This window comes from Paracoccus acridae, from assembly GCF_014642735.1.
GTDB lineage: Bacteria > Pseudomonadota > Alphaproteobacteria > Rhodobacterales > Rhodobacteraceae > Paracoccus > Paracoccus acridae.
The window spans coordinates 1-22,225 of the sequence record NZ_BMIV01000001.1; the positions used below are offsets into that span (position 1 = coordinate 1).

Annotated in this window: 22 protein-coding genes; 10 read left to right on the forward strand and 12 right to left on the reverse strand. The window is 67.9% G+C overall.

Annotated elements, in window-relative coordinates:
• Positions 1 to 173: 173 nt before the first annotated feature.
• Positions 174 to 752 carry a VPLPA-CTERM sorting domain-containing protein gene (locus IEX25_RS00005; RefSeq protein ID WP_229664966.1) on the forward strand — a complete coding sequence of 193 codons (579 nt, stop codon included), beginning with the start codon at positions 174 to 176 and terminating at the stop codon, positions 750 to 752.
• A gap of 79 nt (positions 753 to 831) precedes the next feature.
• On the opposite strand, the gene bmt is transcribed toward IEX25_RS00005, so the two are convergent.
• The 5 genes from bmt to IEX25_RS00030 form a co-directional block, all read right to left on the reverse strand.
• Positions 832 to 1,794 (reverse strand): betaine--homocysteine S-methyltransferase, encoded by a 963-nt coding sequence (gene bmt, locus IEX25_RS00010; RefSeq protein WP_188713523.1) that lies wholly within the window; start codon positions 1,792 to 1,794, stop codon positions 832 to 834.
• Positions 1,795 to 1,958: 164 nt separating this feature from the next.
• A complete protein-coding gene (gene rplI / locus IEX25_RS00015) occupies positions 1,959 to 2,537 on the reverse strand; it encodes a 50S ribosomal protein L9 (RefSeq protein ID WP_188713524.1) in 579 nt (192 codons plus the stop codon).
• Positions 2,538 to 2,549: 12 nt separating this feature from the next.
• On the reverse strand, positions 2,550 to 2,777 hold the full coding sequence (gene rpsR / locus IEX25_RS00020; protein ID WP_103173059.1) for a 30S ribosomal protein S18: 228 nt from the start codon (positions 2,775 to 2,777) through the stop codon (positions 2,550 to 2,552).
• A gap of 2 nt (positions 2,778 to 2,779) precedes the next feature.
• Entirely contained in the window at positions 2,780 to 3,235 is a 456-nt protein-coding gene (gene rpsF / locus IEX25_RS00025) for a 30S ribosomal protein S6 (protein ID WP_103173060.1), read from the reverse strand.
• 179 nt (positions 3,236 to 3,414) lie between these two features.
• Positions 3,415 to 4,476, reverse strand: a complete 1,062-nt coding sequence (locus tag IEX25_RS00030; RefSeq protein WP_229664967.1) for a cytochrome-c peroxidase — start codon at positions 4,474 to 4,476, stop codon at positions 3,415 to 3,417.
• 149 nt (positions 4,477 to 4,625) lie between these two features.
• On the opposite strand from IEX25_RS00030, the gene speB reads away from it, so the two are divergent.
• From speB to IEX25_RS00050, 4 genes are all read left to right on the forward strand, one after another.
• Positions 4,626 to 5,585, forward strand: coding sequence for an agmatinase (speB, locus tag IEX25_RS00035; RefSeq protein ID WP_188713962.1), 960 nt, complete (start codon positions 4,626 to 4,628; stop codon positions 5,583 to 5,585).
• Positions 5,586 to 5,690: 105 nt separating this feature from the next.
• Positions 5,691 to 6,743, forward strand: coding sequence for a peptide chain release factor 1 (gene prfA / locus IEX25_RS00040; protein WP_103173062.1), 1,053 nt, complete (start codon positions 5,691 to 5,693; stop codon positions 6,741 to 6,743).
• Positions 6,740 to 7,564 carry a peptide chain release factor N(5)-glutamine methyltransferase gene (gene prmC, locus IEX25_RS00045; protein WP_188713525.1) on the forward strand — a complete coding sequence of 275 codons (825 nt, stop codon included), beginning with the start codon at positions 6,740 to 6,742 and terminating at the stop codon, positions 7,562 to 7,564. The genes prfA and prmC overlap by 4 nt, the downstream gene beginning before the upstream one ends.
• A gap of 262 nt (positions 7,565 to 7,826) precedes the next feature.
• A complete protein-coding gene (locus tag IEX25_RS00050; protein ID WP_188713526.1) occupies positions 7,827 to 8,666 on the forward strand; it encodes a DUF4167 domain-containing protein in 840 nt (279 codons plus the stop codon).
• A 36-nt stretch (positions 8,667 to 8,702) separates the two neighbouring features.
• On the opposite strand, the gene rsmA is transcribed toward IEX25_RS00050, so the two are convergent.
• From rsmA to lptF, 6 genes are read right to left on the reverse strand one after another with little or no spacing between them, the layout of a single operon-like run.
• A complete protein-coding gene (gene rsmA / locus IEX25_RS00055; protein ID WP_188713527.1) occupies positions 8,703 to 9,557 on the reverse strand; it encodes a 16S rRNA (adenine(1518)-N(6)/adenine(1519)-N(6))-dimethyltransferase RsmA in 855 nt (284 codons plus the stop codon).
• Entirely contained in the window at positions 9,554 to 10,522 is a 969-nt protein-coding gene (pdxA, locus tag IEX25_RS00060; RefSeq protein ID WP_229664968.1) for a 4-hydroxythreonine-4-phosphate dehydrogenase PdxA, read from the reverse strand. Before pdxA ends, rsmA begins: the two co-directional genes overlap by 4 nt.
• Positions 10,519 to 11,781, reverse strand: a complete 1,263-nt coding sequence (locus IEX25_RS00065) for a peptidylprolyl isomerase (RefSeq protein WP_188713528.1) — start codon at positions 11,779 to 11,781, stop codon at positions 10,519 to 10,521. The genes pdxA and IEX25_RS00065 overlap by 4 nt, the downstream gene beginning before the upstream one ends.
• Before the next feature lie 50 nt (positions 11,782 to 11,831).
• The gene (locus IEX25_RS00070) at positions 11,832 to 14,204 is read right to left on the reverse strand and encodes an LPS-assembly protein LptD (protein ID WP_229664969.1); all 2,373 of its coding nucleotides are present in this window, start codon (positions 14,202 to 14,204) and stop codon (positions 11,832 to 11,834) included.
• The gene (gene lptG / locus IEX25_RS00075; RefSeq protein WP_188713529.1) at positions 14,201 to 15,310 is read right to left on the reverse strand and encodes an LPS export ABC transporter permease LptG; all 1,110 of its coding nucleotides are present in this window, start codon (positions 15,308 to 15,310) and stop codon (positions 14,201 to 14,203) included. The genes IEX25_RS00070 and lptG overlap by 4 nt, the downstream gene beginning before the upstream one ends.
• Positions 15,307 to 16,434, reverse strand: coding sequence for an LPS export ABC transporter permease LptF (gene lptF / locus IEX25_RS00080; protein ID WP_188713965.1), 1,128 nt, complete (start codon positions 16,432 to 16,434; stop codon positions 15,307 to 15,309). Before lptF ends, lptG begins: the two co-directional genes overlap by 4 nt.
• A 112-nt stretch (positions 16,435 to 16,546) precedes the next feature.
• Here lptF and IEX25_RS00085 point away from each other — a divergent pair, with 112 nt between their 5' ends.
• The 5 genes from IEX25_RS00085 (at position 16,547) to IEX25_RS00105 (ending at position 21,514) form a co-directional block, all read left to right on the forward strand.
• Positions 16,547 to 18,127 carry a leucyl aminopeptidase gene (locus IEX25_RS00085; RefSeq protein ID WP_188713530.1) on the forward strand — a complete coding sequence of 527 codons (1,581 nt, stop codon included), beginning with the start codon at positions 16,547 to 16,549 and terminating at the stop codon, positions 18,125 to 18,127.
• 4 nt (positions 18,128 to 18,131) lie between these two features.
• Complete coding sequence (locus tag IEX25_RS00090; protein WP_188713531.1) at positions 18,132 to 18,581, forward strand: DNA polymerase III subunit chi; 450 nt, start codon at positions 18,132 to 18,134, stop codon at positions 18,579 to 18,581.
• A gap of 56 nt (positions 18,582 to 18,637) precedes the next feature.
• The gene (locus IEX25_RS00095; protein WP_188713532.1) at positions 18,638 to 19,009 is read left to right on the forward strand and encodes a hypothetical protein; all 372 of its coding nucleotides are present in this window, start codon (positions 18,638 to 18,640) and stop codon (positions 19,007 to 19,009) included.
• A 57-nt stretch (positions 19,010 to 19,066) separates the two neighbouring features.
• Complete coding sequence (locus IEX25_RS00100; protein WP_188713533.1) at positions 19,067 to 20,416, forward strand: PepSY-associated TM helix domain-containing protein; 1,350 nt, start codon at positions 19,067 to 19,069, stop codon at positions 20,414 to 20,416.
• A 72-nt stretch (positions 20,417 to 20,488) separates the two neighbouring features.
• Entirely contained in the window at positions 20,489 to 21,514 is a 1,026-nt protein-coding gene (locus tag IEX25_RS00105) for an acyltransferase family protein (RefSeq protein WP_188713534.1), read from the forward strand.
• Here IEX25_RS00105 and urtE read toward each other — a convergent pair whose 3' ends face one another.
• Positions 21,515 to 22,222, reverse strand: a complete 708-nt coding sequence (gene urtE, locus IEX25_RS00110; protein ID WP_188713535.1) for an urea ABC transporter ATP-binding subunit UrtE — start codon at positions 22,220 to 22,222, stop codon at positions 21,515 to 21,517.
• Positions 22,223 to 22,225: the final 3 nt, after the last annotated feature.

Here is a 22,225-nt window from a genome sequence, read left to right on the forward strand (position 1 = left end):
CAGGGTTTCTGGCAAAAGCATACGAAACCCTGCAATTCAAAGCCAACAAAACCGCAGCTTCAGCACACAAAATCAATGCAGTAGAAGTTGTTCAGGCCGGACTAAGAAATGTCAAGGGTATAGCAGTCGCAGCATTGGCCTTGATGGCTGTCGCAGCGCCTGCCAAGGCTGCGATGATCGATTTCACGGCCTATCCTGTTGGAACCTCTGGAACATTGACGGGCAGTGTGGGCTCGATCGACTGGACGCTGACCTCCTCTCGGGGCGAGGTTCGCGCCCCCGAGGCTTGCACCTCTCCGGTGCCTGAACTGGCCTGCGTGAACGACGGCCTGGGCATCTCGGGGTCCGAGATCGTGGGCAACCCCGCAAACTATATCCAGATCGTCTTTTCGCGCAGCGTGGCTTTGGTGGCGACCTGGTTTCTTGACCTGTTCGTTGCCCAGGATGGCAGCAGCGCCGAGATCGCCTATATCACGGCAGGAACCCCCGGTGGCGTTCCCGATGTGACGGTGGTCGCCGACAAGGTTTATCCGGGCGGGAACGGCTATCGCAAGGCTGAAGGCTTCCGGCTGATCGGGACCACCTTCTCGTTCTTCGTGGATCCGACCGGAAACGACAATATCGGTCGGCCCGATGCCGCGCTTGCGGCCGTCAAGATCGCGCCCGTGCCGCTGCCTGCCGCCGGGATGCTGATGCTGGGCGCCTTGGGTGGGTTGGCAGTCCTGAACCGTCGCAGGCAGCGCACCGCCTGATCCGCGGGATGGACTGAAAAGGGGCCGAACATGATGTTCGGCCTCTTTTTTGCCGGGCCGGGCTATGCGTCGCCGCCCCTCAGATGGTCTGGATGGCGCTGAAGCCGCCAAGCCGTCCGGCGATTTCCTCAAGCGACGGGCGGGGGCCTGCGGGACGCGATTCCAGGACGTCGCGCATGGCCCGCAGGTGGTCGCGAGTGGTGCCGCAGCAGCCGCCGATGATCCGCACCCCGAGGTCGCGGGCCAGCCAGGCGTAATCCGCCATGATTTCGGGCGTGCCGTCGTAATGCAGGCTGCCGGCTTCCAGATGCGGGATGCCCGCGTTGCCCTTGGCGATGATCGGCCGTTCGTTCCCCGAGGCCACGAAGTCGCGCACCGTCCGCAGCAGGTCCGCCGCGCCCACGCCGCAATTCGCGCCATAGGCGACGGGCGGATTGGGCAGTCGTTCCACGAGGGCCGAGAGTTGCGCCGAGGTCACGCCCATGATCGTGCGGCCGGCGGTGTCAAAGCTCATCATGCCGCACCAGGGCATGTCGGCCATGCGGGCAGCCTCGGCGGCGGCGCGGAATTCCTGTTCGGAACTGATGGTTTCCACCCACAGGATATCGGCGCCGCCTTCCTTTAAGGCCTCGGCCTGTTCGTGGAACATCTCGACCGCGCGGGCATGGGACAGGGTTCCGATGGGCGCCATGATTTCGCCCGTGGGGCCGATATTGCCCGCCACTACGACCTTGCGGCCCGAGGCGTCGGCGACGTCCCGCGCCATGGCGGCGCCGGCAAGGTTCAGCTCGCGCACGCGATGCGCAGCCCCTTGCAGGCGAAGACGGCTGGCATTGCCGCCAAAGGTGTTGGTCAGGAACAGGTCGGCCCCGGCATCCACCGCGTCCTGGTACAGGCGCCGCACCGCATCCGGGCGGTCGGCATTCCACAATTCCGGCGCGACATTCGACGGCAGGCCCATGTTGAACAGGTTCGTCCCCGTCGCCCCGTCGGCCATGATCCAGTCGCGGCTGGCAAGAAGCTGGGAAAGGGAATCAGGCATCGGGTGTCCTGCGGAGTAATGCGAAAAATCCGTCCGGGGACGGCTGCCAATCATCAAGTCCATGATACGTCTGGTTCCGGCGGGAAACGATTTGGACCAGAACGAAGCAAAGGCCGCGACGGTTTCCCGCCGCGGCCCTGAACTTTGCGTGTGCGGGCGGACCCTTAGCGGTCGTCGTCGCTGTCGTTGGCTGCCCCGATGTCGTCGAACAGTTCGGCGATCTCGAACTCGGCCGCGGCATCGGCTTCGGCGGCCAGATCCTGGATCGACTTGCCCTGCGCCTGAAGCTCGGCTTCCTCGGGCGAACGCGCGACGTTCAGCAGGATGGTCGCCTCGACCTCGGGGTGCAGCACGACGTTGACCTCGTGCAGGCCCAGTTCCTTGATCGGGTTGTTCAGCACGACCTGCTTGCGGTCCAGCGTGAAGCCGGCCTCGGTCGCGGCTTCGGCCGCGTCGCGGGTGGTCACGGAACCATACAGCGCACCGGCGTCCGAGGCGGAACGGATGACCACGAAGGTCTGGCTGTCCAGCTTGTCGGCGATCTTCTGCGCTTCGGCCTTGGTTTCGGCGTTCTGCGCTTCCAGTTGCACCTTGCGGCCTTCGAATGCCTTGATGTTGGCGTCCGATGCGCGCAGCGCCTTGCCCTGCGGCAGCAGGAAGTTGCGGGCAAAGCCCTCTTTCACGTTGACGACTTCGCCCATCTGGCCAAGCTTGGCCACGCGTTCCAGCAGGATGACTTGCATGTCCTCGTCTCCTTACTTCACGACATAGGGCAGCAGCGCCAGGAAGCGGGCGCGCTTGATGGCGCGGGCCAGCTCACGCTGCTTCTTGGCGGACACGGCGGTGATGCGCGAGGGCACGATCTTGCCGCGCTCGGAAATGTAGCGCTGCAGCAGACGCGTGTCCTTGTAGTCGATCGCGGGCGCATTCTCGCCCGAGAACGGGCAAACCTTGCGGCGGCGGAAGAACGGTTTGTTCGCCATGATCAGATCCTTTCAGTCCGCTCGCGGCGTTCGCCGCGGTCACCACGATCACCACCGCGATCACGGTCGCCACGGTCGCGATCGCCGCGCGGGCGGTCGCCACGATCGCCGCGGTCACCACGCTCGCCGCGCTCTTCGCGCTTCTGCATCTGGACCGAGGGGCCTTCCTCGTGCTTGTCCACGCGCACGGTCATGACGCGCATCACATCGTCATGCAGGCGGGCAAGGCGTTCCATTTCCTGCACGGCGGCCGAAGGCGCGTCCGAACGCAGGAAGGCATAATGGCCCTTGCGGTTCTTGTTGATCTTGTAGGCGAGGGTGCGGACACCCCAGTATTCGTTTTCGATGACCCGGCCGCCGTTGTCGGCCAGCACGGTCCCGAAATGTTCGATCAGCCCTTCGGCCTGCGTGTTCGACAGGTCCTGGCGGGCGATCAGCACATGCTCGTACAGAGGCATGGCATCCCTTTCAGTTTTTCGGGCGCATTTCATCGACGGGCAATCCTTCCGCACCCGTCACGAGAGGCTGCGCCGGTTGCAAGATCTCGGCGGAAGGATGGGGTCTTATAGCGGCGAATGCCGCATATGCAAGGCGATTCGGGGAACCCGGCCCGGCTATCGCCGGACCGGGCCGGGTGTCATTGCACCATCGGCTGGGGCAGCGGGCTGTCGGACGCGCGCACCGGCAGGATCGGGTGGACCACCTGCGGTTGCTTGCCCGTCAGTGTGCCCAGGAAGGCCACGATCTCGTCGGTCTGGGCTTCGGCCAGTTCGGTGCCAAGCTGCGACGAGGACATGATCTGCACCGCCTCGCGCAGGTCCCAGACGGCGCCGGAATGGAAATAGGGCGCGGTCAGCGCGACGTTGCGCAGCGGTGCTGCCCGGAACACATAGTCGTCGCTGGCCGTCTGCGTCACGGTGAAGCGGCCCCGGTCGCCTTCGGGCAGGACCGATCCGCCGGGCCGTTCCACCACGCCGAAGGGATAATAGTCCTGGCCGCCCACGTTCACGCCGGAATGGCAGGCGGTGCAGCCCGTGTCCATGAAGGCCGCAAGGCCGCGCTTTTCCTGTTCCGTCATCGCCGCGTCATCGCCTTTCAGATAGCGGTCGAAGGCGCTGTCGGGGGTGATGAGGGTCGCCTCGAACGCCTCGATCGCGCGGGCGAAGTTGTCGAAGCTGACGGGCGTCGCCTCGTCGGGGAAGGCCGCCTCGAAGGCCTCGACATAGCCGGGCATCGAGTTCAGCGTGCCGATCAGGTTTTCGGGGGTGTTGTTCATCTCGACCCCGGCCTGGACGGGGCCTTTCGCCTGTTCGGCAAGGTCCGGCGCGCGGCCGTCCCAGAACTGCGCGATGTTGAAGATCGCGTTCAGCATGGTCGGAGAGTTGCGCGGCCCCTGCTGCCAGCCATGGCCGATCGAGGTGGTCAGCCCGTCAACGCCGCCCAAGCCCACGTTGTGGCAGGTCTGGCAGGAAAACAGGCCCGACAGCGACATGCGCGGATCGAAGAACAGCATCGCGCCCAGATCCACCCGTTCCGGGGTCAGCACGTTGTTGGCCGGGGCCTGGGGCGTCTGGGGAATGGGCTCGAACCATTCCAGGGCGGCGGCTCGCAGGTCGGCATCCGGCGGAAGCGCGGTCTGGGCCAGCACGGGCTGCGCAAGCGCGCCCAGTGCGGCGATGGCAAGAAGGGATGTCTTCATGGCTGTCTCTCGTTTCATGTCTCGCGCGCCCGGGATGGATGATGTCAGCCATTCGCGCCCGCCGCCCTGATGCAGATCAAACCGGGACGCTTGCGATGCGCCCGGCGCTGCGCCACGATGCCGCATGGCAGCAGGGCGGGATGGCTTGGATGGCACTTGAGGATGCAAAGAACCAGGTCGATCAGGCCTTTACCCGGAAGGACCCGCGCGGCCTGTCCTTCGAGAACGCCTTCGGCGGCGCCACCAGCTTCCTGCGCCGGCGATACAGCAAGGATTTGGCGGGCGTCGATGTTGCGGTGACGGGCATCCCCTTTGACCAGGCGGTGACGCACCGCCCCGGCACGCGTTTCGGCCCCCGCGCGATCCGCGAGGCTTCAACGCTGCAGGCCTTCGATGCGCCCTATGGCTGGGGCTATGACCCCTTGTCCGTTCTGACGGTGGTGGATTACGGCGACATGGCCTTCGATTACGCCAACACGCGAGAGGTTCCTGCGCGGATCGAGGCGCATCTGGGCACGATCCTGGACGCGGGCGCCGCCCCGATCACGCTGGGGGGTGATCATTCCATCACCCTGCCGATCCTGCGCGCGGTGGCGGCCCGGCGCGGACCGGTGGCGCTGATCCAGTTCGACGCCCACTCTGATACATGGGTGGATGACGACCCGGACCGGATCGACCACGGGACGTTCCTCTACAAGGCGATCCGCGAGGGAGCCGTGGATCCTGCGGCCAGCGTCAGCATCGGCATCCGCACCGACAATCCCGATACGCTGGGCGTGACGATCCTTGACGCGCCGTCGGTGCATCGCGACGGGGTGGACGCCACGCTGGCCCGGATCCAGCAGGTGATTGGCGAGCGTCCGGTCTATGTGACCTTTGACATCGACGCGCTGGATCCGGCCTTCGCGCCCGGCACCGGCACGCCGGTCTGGGGCGGGCTGGCAAGCTGGCAGGCGGCGGCGCTGCTGCGCGGGCTGGCGGGGGTGGACCTGATCGGCGGCGATGTGGTCGAGGTCTCGCCCCCTTATGACACGACCGGGGCCACGGCGATCGCCGGGGCGCATGTGGCGATGGAGTTGATCGCGCTTTACGGCTGGACGCGGCGCTGACCTCGGTCCAGCGGCAGCGGGGGCTGTCTGCCCCCGGACCCCCGAGGGTATTTCGGCAACGAAGAAGTCCTTGTTTGCCTGATCGGGCGCGGGTAATCCCCTGCCATGTTGCCCGAAGATCGCCTGTCCCAGATCGTCCAGCGGTTCGAGTTTCTCGAAGCGCAGTTGAACGCCGGCGCGGCCCCCGACCAGATCGCCCGGATCAGCCGCGAATATGCCGAACTGAAGCCCGTGGTCGAGCAGATCGCCCGCTGGCGCGAGGCCGGGGCCGGCCTGGCCGAGGCCGAGGCCATGCTGGCCGATCCCGAGATGCGCGACCTTGCCGCCGACGAACTGGCCCGCCTGCGGGACGAGATGCCGGCCTTGGAACAGGCGCTGCGCATCGCCCTGCTGCCCAGGGATGCGGCCGATGCCCGCCCCGCCATCATCGAGATCCGCCCCGGCACCGGCGGGGACGAGGCCGCGCTGTTCGCGGGCGATCTTCTGTCGATGTATCGCCGCCATGCCGAACAGCAGGGCTGGACCTTCCAGATGCTGGACCTGACGGAAACCGAACTGGGCGGCGTCAAGGAAGCCGTGGCCCGCGTCGAGGGCGAGGGCGTCTTTGCCCGGCTGAAATACGAATCCGGCGTCCACCGCGTCCAGCGGGTTCCCGAAACCGAATCGGGCGGGCGCATCCACACCAGTGCCGCGACCGTGGCGGTCCTGCCCGAGGCCGAGGAGGTCGATATCGACATCCCCGCCGGCGACATCCGCATCGACACCATGCGCGCCAGCGGTGCGGGCGGCCAGCATGTGAACACCACCGATTCGGCGGTGCGCATCACCCACCTGCCCACCGGCATCGTCGTCACCAGCAGCGAGAAGTCCCAGCACCAGAACCGTGCCAACGCCATGGCCGTGTTGCGCGCCCGGCTTTACGACATGGAGCGTTCGCGCGCCGATGCCGAACGGGCGGCGGACCGCAAGTCGCAGGTCGGATCGGGCGATCGCAGCGAACGGATCCGCACCTATAATTTCCCGCAGGGGCGGATGACGGATCACCGCATCAACCTGACGCTTTACGCGCTGGACCGGATCATGGCGGGCGATCTGGGGGACATCATCGACGCGCTGACCGCCCATGACCAGGCGGCGCGCCTGGCCGCCGAGGGATGAGGCTGTCCGAGGCACGGCGCGATGCCGCCCGGCGGCTGACGACGGCGGGGATCGAAGGTGCGGCCCGCGACGCCGACCGGATCCTGGCTGCGGTTCTGGGGATCGAGCCGGGGCGGCTGCGGTTGCTGGACGACCGCGCCCTGACGGGTGACGAGATGGACCGGCTGGACCGGGGCCTGGCCGCCCGCAGCGCGCGCCAGCCGGTTGCGCAGATCGTCGGTTTTCGCGACTTCTATGCCCATCGCTTCCGCGTCACCCCCGACACCCTGGACCCGCGCCCGGAAACCGAGGTGCTGGTGGATCAGGCGCTTGGCCTGCCCTGGAAAAGCGTCCTGGACCTGGGCACGGGAACCGGGGCGATCCTGATATCCCTGCTGGCGGCACGTCCGGGGGCGCGAGGGCTGGGGACGGACATCTCGGCCGCGGCGCTGGAGGTTGCGCGGGGGAATGCGGCCCGGATCGGGGTTGAGGCGGATTTCACCCTGTCGGACTGGTATGGCGGCGTGACCGGCCGTTTCGATCTGATCGTATCGAACCCGCCCTATATCGCCCTGGACGAGATGGCCGGCCTTTCCGACGATGTGCGGGATTGGGAACCCCATTCGGCCCTGACCGATGGCGCGGACGGGCTGACGGCCTATCGCGCCATTGCGGCGGGGGCTACGGACCACCTGTCGCCCGGCGGGCATGTGCTGGTGGAAATCGGTCCGACCCAGGGCCAGGCCGTGGCCGCGATGTTTGCGCAAGCAGGGGCCGAGACACGGGTGATCCGCGATCTGGACGGTCGCGACCGTGTCGTTCTGGCCCGTTTTTCCGCCTGAAACCCGTGAATCGCCGCATTCATGCAAGTTTTCACTTGTCAGCCCGCGCGGGGCATGATTAGTCGCCCTTGTGCAGGGGGCAGCGATGCCAACGCACGGGTCTGCCTGCAAAAGCCGTTTCCCTGATGAACGCCGATCGCGTTTGTTCGGGCGAAGGTCCTGGGCTGAACAGCAAAGTCCATATTTGTGACGCCCGTGCCGCCCGCGATGCCGTCCAGATCACTGGATCCCGGATTACACTGGAATCACGACAGACAAACTGATGAGATCATCGAAATCCCGTTCGCGCAACAAGTCGAACCGCCAGCGTTCGCTGGGCAATATCGTCAACCGCGTATTCGACAGCTCTGGCCCAGAGGGCAAGGTGCGTGGCACGCCCCAGCAGATCATCGAGAAATACCTGACCCTGGCCCGCGACGCGCAGTTGTCCGGGGACCGGGTGGCCGAGCAGTCCTTCCTGCAGCACGCCGAGCATTACACGCGGATGCTGGGCGAGGCGCAGAAGGAAATGGCCGAACGCCAGCAGTTCCACCAGCCCCGTCAGGACGGGGATGAGGGGCGCGATGTCCCGGCGAACGGCAATGGCGGCCACCAGCACCGCGAGCAGGCTGCGCGCGACCACGGCAGCCGCGACGACAACAACCGTGACAATGGCAACGGCCGCGACCAGGGGCGCCGCGATCAAGGCGGGCGCGACAACGGTCATCAAGGCCAGCAGCGCGACCACGGGTCCCGCGACCAGGGCGGTAACCGCGACCAGGGCCAGCGCGAACATGCCCGGCCCGAGCCGGCGCCCGAGGAACGGCGCGATATGCAGCCCGAACCCGCTTCGACCCAGCCGGAGCCCGCGCCGCAGGAACCCTCGCAGCCCGATCCGGTCATGGCACCCGATGCCGGGGGGTTGCCTGACGCGGTGACCACTTCGGAGGATGAAGCCACCGGCCCGGTCGAGACGCCCGAGGCGGCGGCCAAGCCCGCCCGCACCCGCACCCCCCGCGCCCCGCGCGGCGACAAGCCCGCAGCGCCTCGCGCCCCGCGCGGCCGTCGCAAGTCGGCCGAGGGCGAACCCGCGCCCCAGGAAACCCCTGCCGGCGACGAATAGGATCGAAGGGCCGCGACGAACCGTCAGCGGCCCTTTTCATTGGCTTTGCCGGGCATCCTGCAAAGCGCGGGCCAAGGCGCAGAACCGTTCGAGGTCGATCTCCTCGGCGCGGGCGGTGGGCGGGATCTCCGCCTGTTCCAGCAGCGATTCGATCTGCGGATGCAGGCCGCGCAAGGATGCGCGCAGCATCTTGCGCCGCTGGTTGAAGGCCGCTGCCGTGACCTGCGACAGGACCGCCGGATCGGCGGGATGGCGGGGTTGGGGCAAGGCGGTCAGCTGGACCACCGCCGAATGGACCTTGGGGGCGGGCACGAAAGCCTCGGGCGGCAGGGTCATCACGATGCGGGCATCCGCCCGCCACTGGGCCAGCAGCGCAAGGCGGCCATAGGCCTTGCTGCCGGGCGCGGCGACGATGCGTTCCGCGACCTCTTTCTGGAACATCAGCGTCAGCGACTGCCAGAAGGGCGGCCAGTCCGATGGCGTCAGCCAGCGGATCAGCAATTCTGTCCCGACATTGTAGGGCAGGTTCGCGGCGATTCGGATCGGCGGGGTCAGATGGGCCAGGGGATCGACCTGAAGCGCATCGCCGTGGATCACCGTCAGGCGACCCGGATAGCGGTCGGCGATTTCCTGCAGGGCGGGCAGGGCGCGGGCATCCTTTTCGATGGCAAGGACATGGCGCGCGCCTTCCGCCAGCAGGCCACGGGTCAGGCCGCCTGGGCCGGGGCCGATCTCCAGCACGTCGCACTGGGTCATGTCGCCCGCCTGGCGCGCGATCTTGGCGGTCAGGTTCAGGTCCAAGAGGAAGTTCTGCCCAAGCTGCTTCTTCGCCCGCAGGTCGTGGCGGGCGATCACCTCGCGCAGGGGCGGCAGGTTGTCGATGGTGCTCATGCCCGCGCCACGGCCATGTCGCGGGCCATGCGCAGGGCGGCGATGGTGGATGCGGGGCTGGCAATGCCCTTGCCCGCGATGTCGAAGGCCGTGCCGTGGTCGGGCGAGGTGCGGATGAAGGGCAGGCCCAGCGTGACGTTCACGCCGCCCGCGAAATCCAGCGTCTTGATCGGGATCAGCGCCTGGTCGTGATAGGCGCAGATCGCCGCGTCGTATCGGGTGCGGGCGGGGGCATGGAACATCGTGTCGGCAGGCAAGGGGCCGGACAGGTCGAAGCCTTCGGCCCGCAGGCGCGCAAGCAGCGGTGCCATCCAGTCGGTTTCCTGGCGGCCCATCGTGCCGCCCTCGCCCGCATGGGGGTTGAGCCCCGCCACCGCCAGGCGCGGCGCGGCGATGCCGAAGTCGCGGATCATCGCGGCATGGGTGATGCGGATCGCCTGTTCCAGGACCCCGTCGGTCAAGGCGGCGGGCACGTCCTGCAAGGGAATGTGGATCGTCGCGGGCACCACGCGGCAGGGCGGTTCCACCGTGGTCGAGGCCAGCATCATCGCCACCGGCACGCCCCCCGCCAGATGGGCCAGGTATTCGGTATGGCCCGGAAAGGCGAAGCCCGCGCCTTCCTTCAGCGCCTGCTTGCTGATCGGCAGGGTGCAGATGCCCGCCGCCTGTCCCGCCGATACCAGATCGACCGCCCGGGCGATCACGGCGATCACGCCCGCCGCATTGGCGGGATCGGGGCGACCCGGAACCGCAGGGACGGCGAAGTCGTGGCGCAGGACAGGCAGGTGGCCCGCAGGAACCGGGTCGTCGGGGCGGGCGATTTCAGTGAAGGCCGTGCCTGCCGGCAGGTGCCGGGGATCGCCCATCCAGGCGAAATCGACGCCAGACGCCAGCGCCTGCGGGGCCAGTTCCGGCCCGACGCCTGCCGGTTCGCCGCAGGTCAGGATGATGCGCCGCACCGTCACGGTCGGCGGATCAGGGCTTCGGCGCGCAGTTCGGCCAGATAGGCCTCGGCTGCGGCATTGGCCTTGCGGTTGAAGATCTCGTCCCGGACGGCTTCGCGGGTGGGCAGGGCGTTGGCGTCGGGGATTGCAGCCTCGACCCCGTCATCAGGCAGGGCGGTGGTGGCCACGTCATCGGACAGGTCGGCCGCAAGGGCGGGCTGGCGGGAACATAGCATCACCAGATCGGCCCCGTTGCCGTAATCGACCACGCCTGTTTCGTTCGCGTCCATCGTTGCCAGACGCTGCGCGATCAGCGTGGGGACGGCGCCCTGCGGCACGGTCTGGCGCTGGACCTGGCCCGCTTGGGCGCCCGCCTGGACGTAAAGGTCGTCGCAGGACCGCGTCCGCGCGCCCAGGGTCGCCGCATCCGCCGCCGTGGGCAGGCGCAGGGTGGCATAGTCGATCACCTGTTCGGTGGCGCCGGGGCGCAGCGTGCCCTGGCTGTCGCGCAGATGGAACAACACCACCGCGCCCTCGACGGTCAGGGGCTGGGTCGTCTGGCCGGGTTGCAGGGCCGTGATGACCGGGCGCAGGCTGGGCGGCAGGTTGTCGATGTTCACCCAGGCCAGGCGGCCCCCCGACTGGGCCGAATCGGCGGCGGAATACTGCCGTGCCGCCGCCTCGAATTCGTCGGACGAAAGGCCCGCCCCGGCGATCTGGCGTGCAAGGTTCAGCGCCTGTTCCTCCTGGCCCGGCGGCGCGGGGATGATCAGTTCGGAAATCAGCACCCGCGACAGGATCGGTGTCTCGATCACCCGGCGCAGTTCCTGATCGACCTCGGCCTCGGACACCTTGATCCGGGGCACGACGCGTTCGCGGATCACCTGCCGCCAGACAAGGCCGGCGCTGACGAAATCGCGATAGGCCTGGGGTTCGACACCGGCGCCTTCCAGCGCGGCGGTGAATTCGGCCGCCGACAGGCCCGCGCGGCCGGCGAATTCCTCCAGCCCGTTCTGCAGGCCTTCGTCGGTCGGCACGATGCCAAGCTGCCGGGCGGCATGGTTGCGCAGCCGGTCGTCGATCAGCGCCTGCTGCGCCTGTTCGGCCGTGGTGCCGGGGGCGCCCAGGATCTGCATGAAACGCTGGCGCTGTTCCACCTCATAGCGGGTGATGGCGGCGCTGTTGATATAGATCACCGGCTCGAACGGGTTCTGCGCAAGGGCCGGTGCCGCTGCCGCAAGCGCCGCCGTCAGGGCGAAGCCGGAAAGGAAATGCCGCATCTGCTGGCCCCCGTGTCTTTTGTTGGCGTGTTCGTTTCTTGGCGCGAAGCTTAGCGTATGCAGGATCGGCGCGCCACCGTGCCCGGCAGATCTTCCTGCATCCCGAAGCCGCCCAGCCGGACCGAGAATCCGACACTGGTTTCGGGGTTCACGTTGTCCGAACTGGTGAAGCGCCGGGACACGCCCATTTCGACGGTCAGGCATTCGTTGCGATAGGTGACGTCTAGCGAGGCGCGTTGCGCCTGGTCGGCCACGAAATCGTAGCGGGTCTCGGCGCTGCCCCACCAGCCGTCGCGGATCTGCCAGCCGACATTGGCGACCAGTTCGCTGATGTCCGGAACGGCGGTGTCGTCCTGGGCATAGCCGTCAAGCCACAGATGCCCCGCCGAAAGCTGAAGGTCGTCGCGCAGCCAGCCCAGCCGCAATTCGTTGCGCGACATGTCCAGGTCGTCGTTGAACAGCGCCCGATTGGCGATGGCAAGGCCGGTGCCGCTGTCATACTGGGCCGAGACCAGCCAGTCGGAACTGGTCCCCGACAGGGCGGAATTCGGGGGAAAGTCCAGGTCGGCTTCGGTGCGGAAGACGCGCCCGCCGGTCAGGGCCAGCGACCAGCCGGTCGGATCGAGGCGCGTCCAGGTCACGCCAAGATTGGCGCGCAGGCCGCTTTCGCGGGCATCCCAGCCGGGAAAGCGGCTTTCGGAAAACAGGTTGCCCTCGTCGAACTCGATCAGGCGGCTGTCCTCGTTGGGGATGTCCCCGTCTCCTCCGGGGGGGGAATACAGGATCTGCGCCACCGGTTCGACCATATGCGTGGCCCCGTCGCTGCCGCCGATCAGGGGCCAGCGCAGTTCGACGCCCAGCATGGGATCGGCGCGGGCCTCGAGGTCGTCATAGCCGCTGTCCTGCGCGATGCGATAGATGTCCGCGTTCAGGCCGGCCAGGGCGGCGCCCACCACCCCGCCGGGCAGGATCTCGCTGCGCCGCCAGTCCAGCCCGACCGAGGCGCGGGCCATGTCGCGACCCAGCTGATCCTGGTCCGAGGGGCGGCGATGGGCGTGGACCGACCATTCCAGCAGCCCCTGCCCGCCGATGTAATCGGGCGTGAAGCGGCGCTGCCAGATCACGTCGGCCACCTGCGCGGGAGAGGTGCTGTTGTCCTCGTCCTCGCGCAGCGAGCGATAGTTTCCGACCCGGCCGAAGAACAGCCGGTCGCGGGTCACGCGTTCCAGCGTGAACCCGCTCCACAACCTGTCGGCATCGGTGATGTCGTAATCCAGCAGATAGGCGCGTTCGGACACGGCCTGCACCTGCACCCCCAGCCGATAGCCGCGCGGCAGGTCGAACAGGGCATTGCCGAACAGGTATCCCCGTGTCTCGCCCGGCCGGATATCGTCGCGGGTGATCGCGCCGTTCCATTCGGTGACGCCCTTTGTCCAAGCCTGGCGATAGCGCAGTTCCAGCGTCCTTGTGCGATCGGCCGAGACATAGGGCGTCACCGTCACGTCGGCATGATCGCCCAGGGTGACGAAGTAGGGAACCTTGACCCCGAAGCCCAGGCTGGAGGTGGTGCGGAACTGGGGCCGCAGGAATCCGGTGCGGCGTTCGACGGTGGGATCGGGCGCCGTCACGGTGAAGGGCACGGCGGCCAGCGGCACGCCGAAGGCGCGGAACTGCGGGCGATCGAAGGTCAGCAGCCGCGTTTCCGCATCATGGGTGATGCTGCGGGCGCGGATTTCCCACAAGGGCGTCGGGTCGCTGGCGCAGATCTGGCAGGACGAGGCGACGACCTGGCGCAGGGTGGTCGTCCGGCCATTGCCGGTGCGCGTCGCCTCGGTCGCGGCAAGCTGCAATTCGCGCGCCAGCACCAGGCGGGCGCCGCGGATGATGCCGTCCTGCAATTCGCGGTCAAGCTGGCCGCTGTCGGCGATCAGCACGGCCTCGGCATCGGGGTCGGCCGCGCCGGGTCGGGACAGGTGGATCGGGCCTTCGATGGTCAGGGTTCCCGTCGGCCCGTCCACGACGATGCGCGATGCCACCAGCCGCGCGCCTTGGTACCAGACGACGACGCCCCCCGCCGCGATCAGCGTCCGGTCCCCTTGCAGGACCATGCTGTCGGCCAGGACCGTGGCGGCGTCGTCTTCCGGCCCGCCCGGGTCGCGGGCGGGCAGGGTGACGTCGGCGTCGGGCGCCGCGGCCTGCAACCTGGGGGCATAAGGGGTGCGGTCGCCCAGGATGGCATCGCCCAGGGGATCGGCGGTGGGCGCCAGGGCGGCCTCGTCGTTCCAGCGAAAGCCGCTGGCACCGCCCATGCCGCCCGCGCCAAGGCCCGGATCCTGGCTCAGCATCGTCTGGCCAAGGGCCAGGGACGGCGCCATCATCAGCACGGCCCCGCAGATCCCCCATGTCAGCACGCGCGTTTTCATCCGTCCTCCCGCGCCAGGATCAGCGTCAGCGCCAGCAGACCCCCCACCAACGGCGGCGTCCACCCGGAAAGCCAGGGCGGAACCTGTCCATTGTCGCCCAGAACCTGCGCCAGATTGCGCAGGAAGAACAGCCCGATCCCGGCCCCGAAGGCCAGCAGCACCGCGCCGCCCGTATTGCGGCCGCGCACATGCTGCATGGTGAAGGCGGCGGCGATCAGCACCATGGCGGCCATCAGGAAGGGCCGCGCCAGTTCCATGTGCAGCCAGACCTTGTGGCGGGCGGCGGAAAAGCCTGCCCGTTCAAGGCCCGCGATGAAGCCCGGCAGGTTCCAGACCGGCACCGCCTCGGGGCGGCCGAAGCCTTCGCGGATGCGTTGCGCGGTCAGGTCGGAGGCCAGTTCCATCCGGTCGGCCGATGTGGCGGCGGCCTCGGGATTGGTGTCGGACAGGGGATAGTCGCGCACGTCGGACAGTTCCCACCGGCCGGGCGCAAGGCGCGCCTCCCTGGCCTCGATCCGGCGGACGGGGCCTTTCGCCTCGTCGAAGACCATGAAGGTCGCGTCGTAAAGCGTCGTGGCGTCGGGGCTGGCGCGGCGGGCGCGGATGACGATCTGGCCCGCTTCCTCGGTGCCCTGGGCCACGGCCTGGCGCAGCCAGACGGCGCTGTCGCCCACCGATACGGTCTGGCGGCTGTTTCGGTCGATCTCGGCCACGGCCTCGTCGAAGCGGGCGCCGGTGACGGCGACCAGGGGGTTCAGAACGGCCACCGTCAGCGCGCCGACCAGGATGGCGGTGACGGCGGGCGCGGTCACGACCTTCAGCGCCGAACGTCCCGATGCCCGGATCGCCACCATTTCGGACGTGCGCGCCAGGTTCAGAAACAGGGCGATCCCCGCCAGCACCGTCAGCAGCGGCAGGATCGAATAGAAACTGGACGCGACATTCAGCGCCGCCAGCCCCAGCGCGCCGCCCAGGCCGATGTCGCGGTCGGAGAACCGGCGGATCATCTCGATCATGTCGATCAGCAGCAGGATCAGCAGGAAAACCCCGGTGATGGTGACGAAGGACCGCAGGAAGCGGCGCGCGACATAGCGGGCAAGGATCATGCCGGGGCGCCCCCCTGCCTGAGCCGCCGCGGCCTGCCCGCGATCCACAGCAGGGCGGCGCACATGACCGCCCCCACCGCCGCCGGGACATAAAGCAGGGGCCACAGCGACGGATCGCGCCCGGCCTGGTTCGCCGCCGCATTGGTCAGGAACTGCACCAGGATCAGCCCCAGGATCGCCCACAGCACCTGCCGCCAGACGCCGAAACGCGAATAGCCGCCGATCAGCAGCGTGGCAAAGCCGATCATCGCCGCAACGGGCGACAACAGGGGCTGGGCGATCCTTTCATGCGCCTCGCGCCGGGCGTCGGGGGCCGTGGCGCCGGTCGCGGCCAGCAGCGCGGCGTCCGGGTTCAGCAATTGCAAGGTGCCGTAATCGCGCAGATCGCGGCCCTTTCGCGTCCCGCCCGACAGCATCGCCCCCACGTCATAGCTGAATTCCGCAAAGCGCGTGACGGCCAGCGACTGGCGGTCCCCCGTCTGCCGCAGGTTCTGCGACAGGCCGCGCAGCAGGATCAGCACCGGCCCGGTTTCCGCGCGCACGACCAGGGCTTCCTCGGAAGTGTAGATCACCTGGTTGGCGGGATCGCGCGCATCCTCGATGAACAGATCCAGCAGGCGGCCGTCGCTCGCGATGTCGCGGATGAACAGGGTGATGCCGTCCGCCGGATACTGGAAGCTGCCGGGCCGCAAGAACCGTTCGGTCGCGTCCTGGGCCAGTTCCGCCTGCCGGTCGGCCAGCCGCGCCCGGGCCATGGGCACCAGGCCATGCACCAGCACCGCCACCATCAGTCCCACGAAGACCCCGAAGACCAGCACCGGCCGCGCCAGCCGCCAGGGCGACAGCCCCGCCGCCTGCATCGCCACCAGTTCGGATTCGCCCGCCATCCGGTTCGTCCCGTAAGCCGTGGCCGCGAAGGCCGCCACCGGAAGGACGACCGAGATCACCAGGGGCAGGGTCAGCGCCGTGAATTCCAGCACCACAAGCGCGGTCTGCCCGTCGCTCAGAAGGTCGTCGAACAGGCTGACGGCGCGGTTGATCCAATAGACCGACACCAGCACCAGCGCGAAGAAGCCGAACAGGGTCAGCAACTGGCTGAGGATATAGCGGTCGATCCGGGGCATGTCGGCGGGATGTCCTTGGGCGGCGGTCACATACTTGCTTAGCGGCAAGGGCGGCTCTGGAAAAGGGTGCGCGGGGCGACTAGGCTTTCTTGCGCAGAATGATGAGGACGCCATGACCCACCCTGTCGAGATCACCTTTACCGAAACCGCAACCGACCGTCTGGCCGGGCATCAGGGACGGGTGGCGATGATCGTCGCGCCGGGGGGTGATCTGCCGCCGGGCCTGCCCGAGGCGGCCCATCAGGCGGCGCAGCGGGCGATGGAATCGAAGGCGGGCAAGGCGCTGAAACCCGGCGCAGCGCTGGAACTGGCCTTTCCGGCGGGCATGGCGGCCGATGCGCTGATGCTGGTCGCGCTGCCCGATGACGCCAAGGTGGCGCAGGCGCGCAAGGCGGGCGCCGCCATCGGCGCCAAGCTGGGCAAGGCCCATACGCTGGTGCTGGCGGGCGCGCATCCGCTGGCGAACGAGATCGCGCTTGGCATCGCGCTGCGCGGATACGACTTCTCGGTCTACCAGACCAAGCCCGCGGATGGCGACGGGGATGCAGGCGCCGACCCGATCCCGCAAAGCGTCACGCATGAACCCGAAAACGCCGTCCTTGCCGATGCCCAGGCCGACAGCGCCCCCGAAACCCCGGCCGAGCCGGTGTCGGAAAAGGCCCGCGTGACCTTCATGGCCGCCGATCCCGAAACCCTGGCCAGGGCCGCCCAGGACGCCGCCGCCGTGGCCGAGGGCGTGTTCTTCACCCGCGACCTGGTGAACGAGCCGGCCAATGTCCTGACCACCAGCGATTTCGCCGACCGCCTGAAGGCGATGGAGGAGATCGGCCTGACCGTCGAGGTTCTGGACGAGGACCAGTTGGCCGACCTGGGAATGCGCGCGCTGCTGGGCGTGGGACAGGGGTCGGAAAGCCCCTCCAAGGTCGTGGTGATGCACTGGAATGGCGGCGGGCAGGAAGCACCCCTGGCCCTGGTGGGCAAGGGGGTGGTCTTCGACACCGGCGGCATCTCCATCAAGCCCGCCGCGGGGATGGAGGAAATGACGATGGACATGGGCGGCGCGGGCGTCGTCGCGGGCGTCATGCGCACCCTGGCCCTGCGGCGCGCCAAGGCCAATGTGGTGGGCCTGGTGGGCCTGGTGGAAAACATGCCCGACGGCAAGGCCCAGCGTCCGGGCGACATCGTGCGGTCGATGAAGGGCGACACGATCGAGGTCATCAACACCGATGCCGAAGGGCGCTTGGTCCTGGCCGACGTGCTGTGGTATGCCCAAACCCGCTTCAACCCGTCCGCCGTCATCGACCTGGCGACCCTGACCGGCGCGGTCATCATCGCGCTTGGGCACGACAATGCGGGCGTCTTTGCCAATGACGACGCGCTTGCCGACAACATCCTGGCCGCCGCGCGGGCCGAGGGCGAGGGGGCATGGCGTCTGCCGCTGGGTCAGCCCTATGACAACCTCATCAAGTCGCGCCTCGCGGACATGAAGAACACCGGCGGGCGGGCGGCGGGGTCGATCACGGCCGCGCAGTTCCTGCAACGCTTCATCCGCAAGGGCACCCCTTGGGCGCATATCGACATCGCGGGCGTGGCCCTGCCGCCGGCTGCGACCGACCTGGCGCCGAAGGGCGCGACGGGCTGGGGGGTCATGACGCTGGACCGCCTGATCCGCGACAGCTACGAGGCGAAATAGCCCCATGGGCAACGCGCTGTTCTATCACCTGACCCGGTCCCCGGCCGAAAGCCTCTTGCCGGTTCTGATCGGCAAGTCGCTGGCGGCGGGCTGGCAGGTGGAACTGCGCGGCACCGATCCGGCGCGGATGGAACGGCTGGATCTGCACCTGTGGCAGGGCGACGGCTTTTTGCCGCACGGGCTGGCGGGCGGGCCGCATGACGCGCGCCAGCCTGTCCTGCTGACGCTGGCGGGGCAGGGGGCCGCCAATGCCCCCGCCTGCCTGATGGCGCTTGACGGGGCCGAGGTGGCGCCCGCCGAATGCCAGGCCCTGACCCGCACCTGCATCATCTTCGACGGCGGCGATGCCACCGCCACGGCGCGGGCGCGCGATCAGTGGCGGGTGCTGACCGGCGCGGGCGTGGCGGCCGAATACTGGTCCGAGGAATCCGGCCGCTGGGAACGCAAGCGCTAGGGCTGCGTCAAGATAACGCTTGCCACGCGGGGACCGGATCTGGCATCGCGGAGCCCATGTGGCACAGATTGTCCCCCCGGCTTTTCGGCATGGCCTTTCTGGCCCTGCTGACCCTTGCCCTGGCGGCGGGGCTGTCGGCGCGTCCCCTTCCCTCAGAGATGGACCTGCGGCTTCAGGCCTGGACCATGGCGGGCGTCAGCCTGGACGAGATCCTGTGCGAGGACCACGGCGATGGCAATCGGGGCCACGGCGGGCACTGTCCCTTGTGCAACCTGCCAGCGCCATCGGGCCTGCCCGTGGTCGCGCCGTCCCTGCTGACGGTCGAACAGCGCATCCTGGCCCGGATCGTGCTGCCGCAGATCCGTCGGGCGGCGGGTCATGCGCGCGATCCCGCCCTTCCGAAGCGTGGCCCGCCCCACCTGATCTGAATCAAAGCCGCGCCTCCCGAAAGGGTGGCACATGCTCTTGTCCTTCAGGTCTTGTCCATGTCCCATATCACCGATTCCCCCCGGGCCGTTGCCGCCCGCACCGCGCTGCGTCCATTCCTGCTGCGGATGCATTTCTATGTCGGGCTGTTCGTCGGCCCCTTCATCTTCGTCGCGGCCCTGACCGGGCTGCTTTACGTCCTGACGCCGCAGATCGAATCCTGGCTGTATCGGGACGCGCTTTACACCGACAGCACCGGTCCCGCCCGCAGCCTGGCCGATCAGGCCCTGGCCGCGCGCACGGCCCTGGGCACAGGGCTTGCGGTATCCGCCGTCCGCCCCGCCACGGCGCCCGGCACCACCACGCGGATCATGTTTTCCGACCCCTCGCTTGGCGAATCCGAAAACCGGACGCTGTTCGTCGATCCCGCCACGCTTGAGGTGCGGGGCGACCTGACGACCTATGGCACCACCGGGATCCTGCCCTTCCGCATCGCGCTGGATTACCTGCACCGCAACATGATGCTGGGCAGCCTTGGCCGATATTACAGCGAACTGGCCGCAAGCTGGCTGTGGGTCGCCGTTCTTGGCGGGGTCGCGCTGTGGGCCAGCGGCCCGCGCCGCCGCCGGACGGTCGCCGAGATGCCCGCCCCGCAGCGCCGCCGCTGGCTTCATTCCACCATCGGGCTGGTCCTGTCGCTGGCGTTGCTGTTCGTGTCGCTGACCGGCCTGACCTGGTCGCAGCAGGGCGGCGCGCGGATCGACGCCTTGCGCGCCGGACTGGGCTGGGTCACGCCCTCGGCCAGCACGGCGCTTGAAGGGGCTGCGGTGCCCGCGTCGGACCATGGCGATCACGCGGGACATGGCATGGCGGTTCGGGAAGACCGGCTGGACCAGCTTGACGCCGTGGCCGCCGCCGCCCGGGCGGGCGGGATCGATTCCCCGCTGATCGAGATCCGCCTGCCCAAGCCGGAACAAGCCTGGGTGGTGCGCGAATACGACCGCAGCTGGCCCACCCAGGTGGACACCGTGGCGATCCATCCCGACACGATGCAGATCACCAGCCGCGCCGATTTCGCGGATTTCACGCTGATCCCCAAGCTGGTCCGCTGGGGCATCGACGCGCATATGGGCGTGCTGTTCGGCCTGCCGAACCAGATCCTGATGGCGGCCCTGGCGATCGGGCTGATGGCGATGATCGTCTATGGCTATCGGATGTGGTGGGCGCGCCGTCCCGCAACGGCCGAGCCGCTGTGGGCCAGCTGGCGCCGCCTGTCGGCGGTGCAGCGCCTGGTCTGGGCGGGCCTAGCCGTCGCCCTTGGCTGGGCGCTGCCGGTGCTGGGCGTCAGCCTGGCCTTCTTCCTGGCGATTGACCTGTTGCGGGGGAGAAGAATTAACCAACTGTCATAAAACGCGTTCTTCGCTGGTCCTGTCGATGATACCGACGAATGCAGGTGTTTTCGATAGAAACGAGTGAACGGGATGGGTGATCGTGCGGACTATATTCGGGAACTTGACGGCCTGCGGGCGATCAGCATCCTTCTGGTGCTCGCTGCCCATCTGCTGCCCCTGGGCCCCAAGATCCTGAGCCTGAACAGCGTCTCCGGCCTTTTGGGAATGAGCCTTTTCTTCGGATTGTCCGGCTTCCTGATCACGACCTTCCTTTATCGTTCGCCAGACCAGATCGGGGCCTTCTTCCTGCGGCGTTCAGCGCGTATCCTGCCGCTGCTTTGGCTTTATGCGCTGATCGTTGCGGTTCTGATCCATGGGCGATGGGACAGCTTCCTTGCCGTGGCGTTCTTCACCCTCAACTACAGCGATCCATTGATCCTGCCGGGGATGAGCCATCTGTGGTCGATCTGCGTCGAGTTTCACTTCTACCTGTTCATCGGCCTGACGGTATGGGCCTTCGGACGAAAAGGACTCTGGATCATCCCCATGATGATGCTGGCGATCCTTGTCCTGCGGATCGATGCCGGGGCCTACAAGAGCATCCGCACGCTGATGCGGGTGGATGAGATTTTCGCCGGGGGGATGGTCGCGCTGCTTTGGCAGAACCGCACCCATCCCGTTGCCGTTTCGATCCTGCGGACGATCGGCAAGCTTTTCTGGTTGTGGGTCGTGCTTCTGCTGGCGTCTTGTCACGACGTTTCGGGGCCGCTGATGTATCTGCGCCCGTTGTTGGGGTTCTGCGTCCTCGCTGCGGTCCTGGAACATCAGGAAGGCCCGATCCGCCGGTTCCTGCGATTAGGGGTCTTCGCCTATATCGCCAAGATTTCGTATGCGCTTTACATCTGGCACCCCTTGTTCCGGCTGGGATGGCTGGGCGAGCGCGGCTCGACCGCCTTCTTCTACGGGGTCAAGCGTCCGACCGCGATCGCACTCAGCTTCCTGTTCGCGCATGCGACCACCTTCACGATCGAACGGTTCTTCATCACGCGCGCGCGCAGATGGGAGGGGCAGCTTTTCCAGCCGAAGTCGCGGCCGCTTGACATTGCGGCGGAATGATCACGCCGCCACGTGACCTGCCAGCCGGGCATGCAGATCGGCGCGGCGCAGGCTGGCCTTGGGGCCTTGCATGACGGCGCGACCCCGTTCCAGCACCAGGAAGTCGTCGCCCAGATCCCAGGCGAAGTCGAAGAACTGTTCCACCAGCACGATGGTCATGTCGCCCCGGTCACGCAGGGCGGCGATGACGCGGCCGATCTGGCTGATGATGTTGGGCTGAATGCCCTCGGTCGGTTCGTCCAGCAGCAGGACGCGGGGGCGGGTGATCAGCGCGCGGGCGATGGCAAGCTGCTGCTGCTGGCCGCCCGACAGGTCGCCGCCGCGGCGGTGCGCCATTTCAGCCAGGACGGGGAAGCTGTCGAAGATCTCCTCCGGGATGCGGCGGTCGGCGCGGGGCAGGCAGGCAAAGCCCGTCTCCAGGTTCTCGCGCACGGTCAGCATGGGAAAGATCGCGCGGCCTTGCGGGACATAGCCCACGCCCAGCCGCGCCATCTGCTGGGCCGTGACGCGGCCCAAGGGCTTGCCGTCGAAGGCGATGTCGCCGCCGGACCGTTGATGCCGCCCGGCCAGCAGGTTCATCAGTGAGGTCTTGCCCACGCCGTTGTTGCCCATCACGCAGGTGACCGATCCGGGACGCGCGGCGATGTCGATCCCGTGCAGGATCTGGCTGCTGCCGTAATGCAGGGTCAGGTTGGTGGCTTCCAGCATGTC

What these genes read in the sequence shown, in the direction of transcription:
- IEX25_RS00005 (WP_229664966.1), top strand. Translation starts at nt 174, where the DNA reads ATGATCGATTTCACGGCCTATCCTGTTGGAACCTCTGGAACATTGACG.
- bmt (WP_188713523.1), bottom strand. Translation starts at nt 1,794, where the DNA reads ATGCCTGATTCCCTTTCCCAGCTTCTTGCCAGCCGCGACTGGATCATG.
- rplI (WP_188713524.1), bottom strand. Translation starts at nt 2,537, where the DNA reads ATGCAAGTCATCCTGCTGGAACGCGTGGCCAAGCTTGGCCAGATGGGC.
- rpsR (WP_103173059.1), bottom strand. Translation starts at nt 2,777, where the DNA reads ATGGCGAACAAACCGTTCTTCCGCCGCCGCAAGGTTTGCCCGTTCTCG.
- rpsF (WP_103173060.1), bottom strand. Translation starts at nt 3,235, where the DNA reads ATGCCTCTGTACGAGCATGTGCTGATCGCCCGCCAGGACCTGTCGAAC.
- IEX25_RS00030 (WP_229664967.1), bottom strand. Translation starts at nt 4,476, where the DNA reads ATGAAGACATCCCTTCTTGCCATCGCCGCACTGGGCGCGCTTGCGCAG.
- speB (WP_188713962.1), top strand. Translation starts at nt 4,626, where the DNA reads ATGGCACTTGAGGATGCAAAGAACCAGGTCGATCAGGCCTTTACCCGG.
- prfA (WP_103173062.1), top strand. Translation starts at nt 5,691, where the DNA reads ATGTTGCCCGAAGATCGCCTGTCCCAGATCGTCCAGCGGTTCGAGTTT.
- prmC (WP_188713525.1), top strand. Translation starts at nt 6,740, where the DNA reads ATGAGGCTGTCCGAGGCACGGCGCGATGCCGCCCGGCGGCTGACGACG.
- IEX25_RS00050 (WP_188713526.1), top strand. Translation starts at nt 7,827, where the DNA reads ATGAGATCATCGAAATCCCGTTCGCGCAACAAGTCGAACCGCCAGCGT.
- rsmA (WP_188713527.1), bottom strand. Translation starts at nt 9,557, where the DNA reads ATGAGCACCATCGACAACCTGCCGCCCCTGCGCGAGGTGATCGCCCGC.
- IEX25_RS00065 (WP_188713528.1), bottom strand. Translation starts at nt 11,781, where the DNA reads ATGCGGCATTTCCTTTCCGGCTTCGCCCTGACGGCGGCGCTTGCGGCA.
- IEX25_RS00070 (WP_229664969.1), bottom strand. Translation starts at nt 14,204, where the DNA reads ATGAAAACGCGCGTGCTGACATGGGGGATCTGCGGGGCCGTGCTGATG.
- lptG (WP_188713529.1), bottom strand. Translation starts at nt 15,310, where the DNA reads ATGATCCTTGCCCGCTATGTCGCGCGCCGCTTCCTGCGGTCCTTCGTC.
- lptF (WP_188713965.1), bottom strand. Translation starts at nt 16,434, where the DNA reads ATGCCCCGGATCGACCGCTATATCCTCAGCCAGTTGCTGACCCTGTTC.
- IEX25_RS00085 (WP_188713530.1), top strand. Translation starts at nt 16,547, where the DNA reads ATGACCCACCCTGTCGAGATCACCTTTACCGAAACCGCAACCGACCGT.
- IEX25_RS00090 (WP_188713531.1), top strand. Translation starts at nt 18,132, where the DNA reads ATGGGCAACGCGCTGTTCTATCACCTGACCCGGTCCCCGGCCGAAAGC.
- IEX25_RS00095 (WP_188713532.1), top strand. Translation starts at nt 18,638, where the DNA reads ATGTGGCACAGATTGTCCCCCCGGCTTTTCGGCATGGCCTTTCTGGCC.
- IEX25_RS00100 (WP_188713533.1), top strand. Translation starts at nt 19,067, where the DNA reads ATGTCCCATATCACCGATTCCCCCCGGGCCGTTGCCGCCCGCACCGCG.
- IEX25_RS00105 (WP_188713534.1), top strand. Translation starts at nt 20,489, where the DNA reads ATGGGTGATCGTGCGGACTATATTCGGGAACTTGACGGCCTGCGGGCG.
- urtE (WP_188713535.1), bottom strand. Translation starts at nt 22,222, where the DNA reads ATGCTGGAAGCCACCAACCTGACCCTGCATTACGGCAGCAGCCAGATC.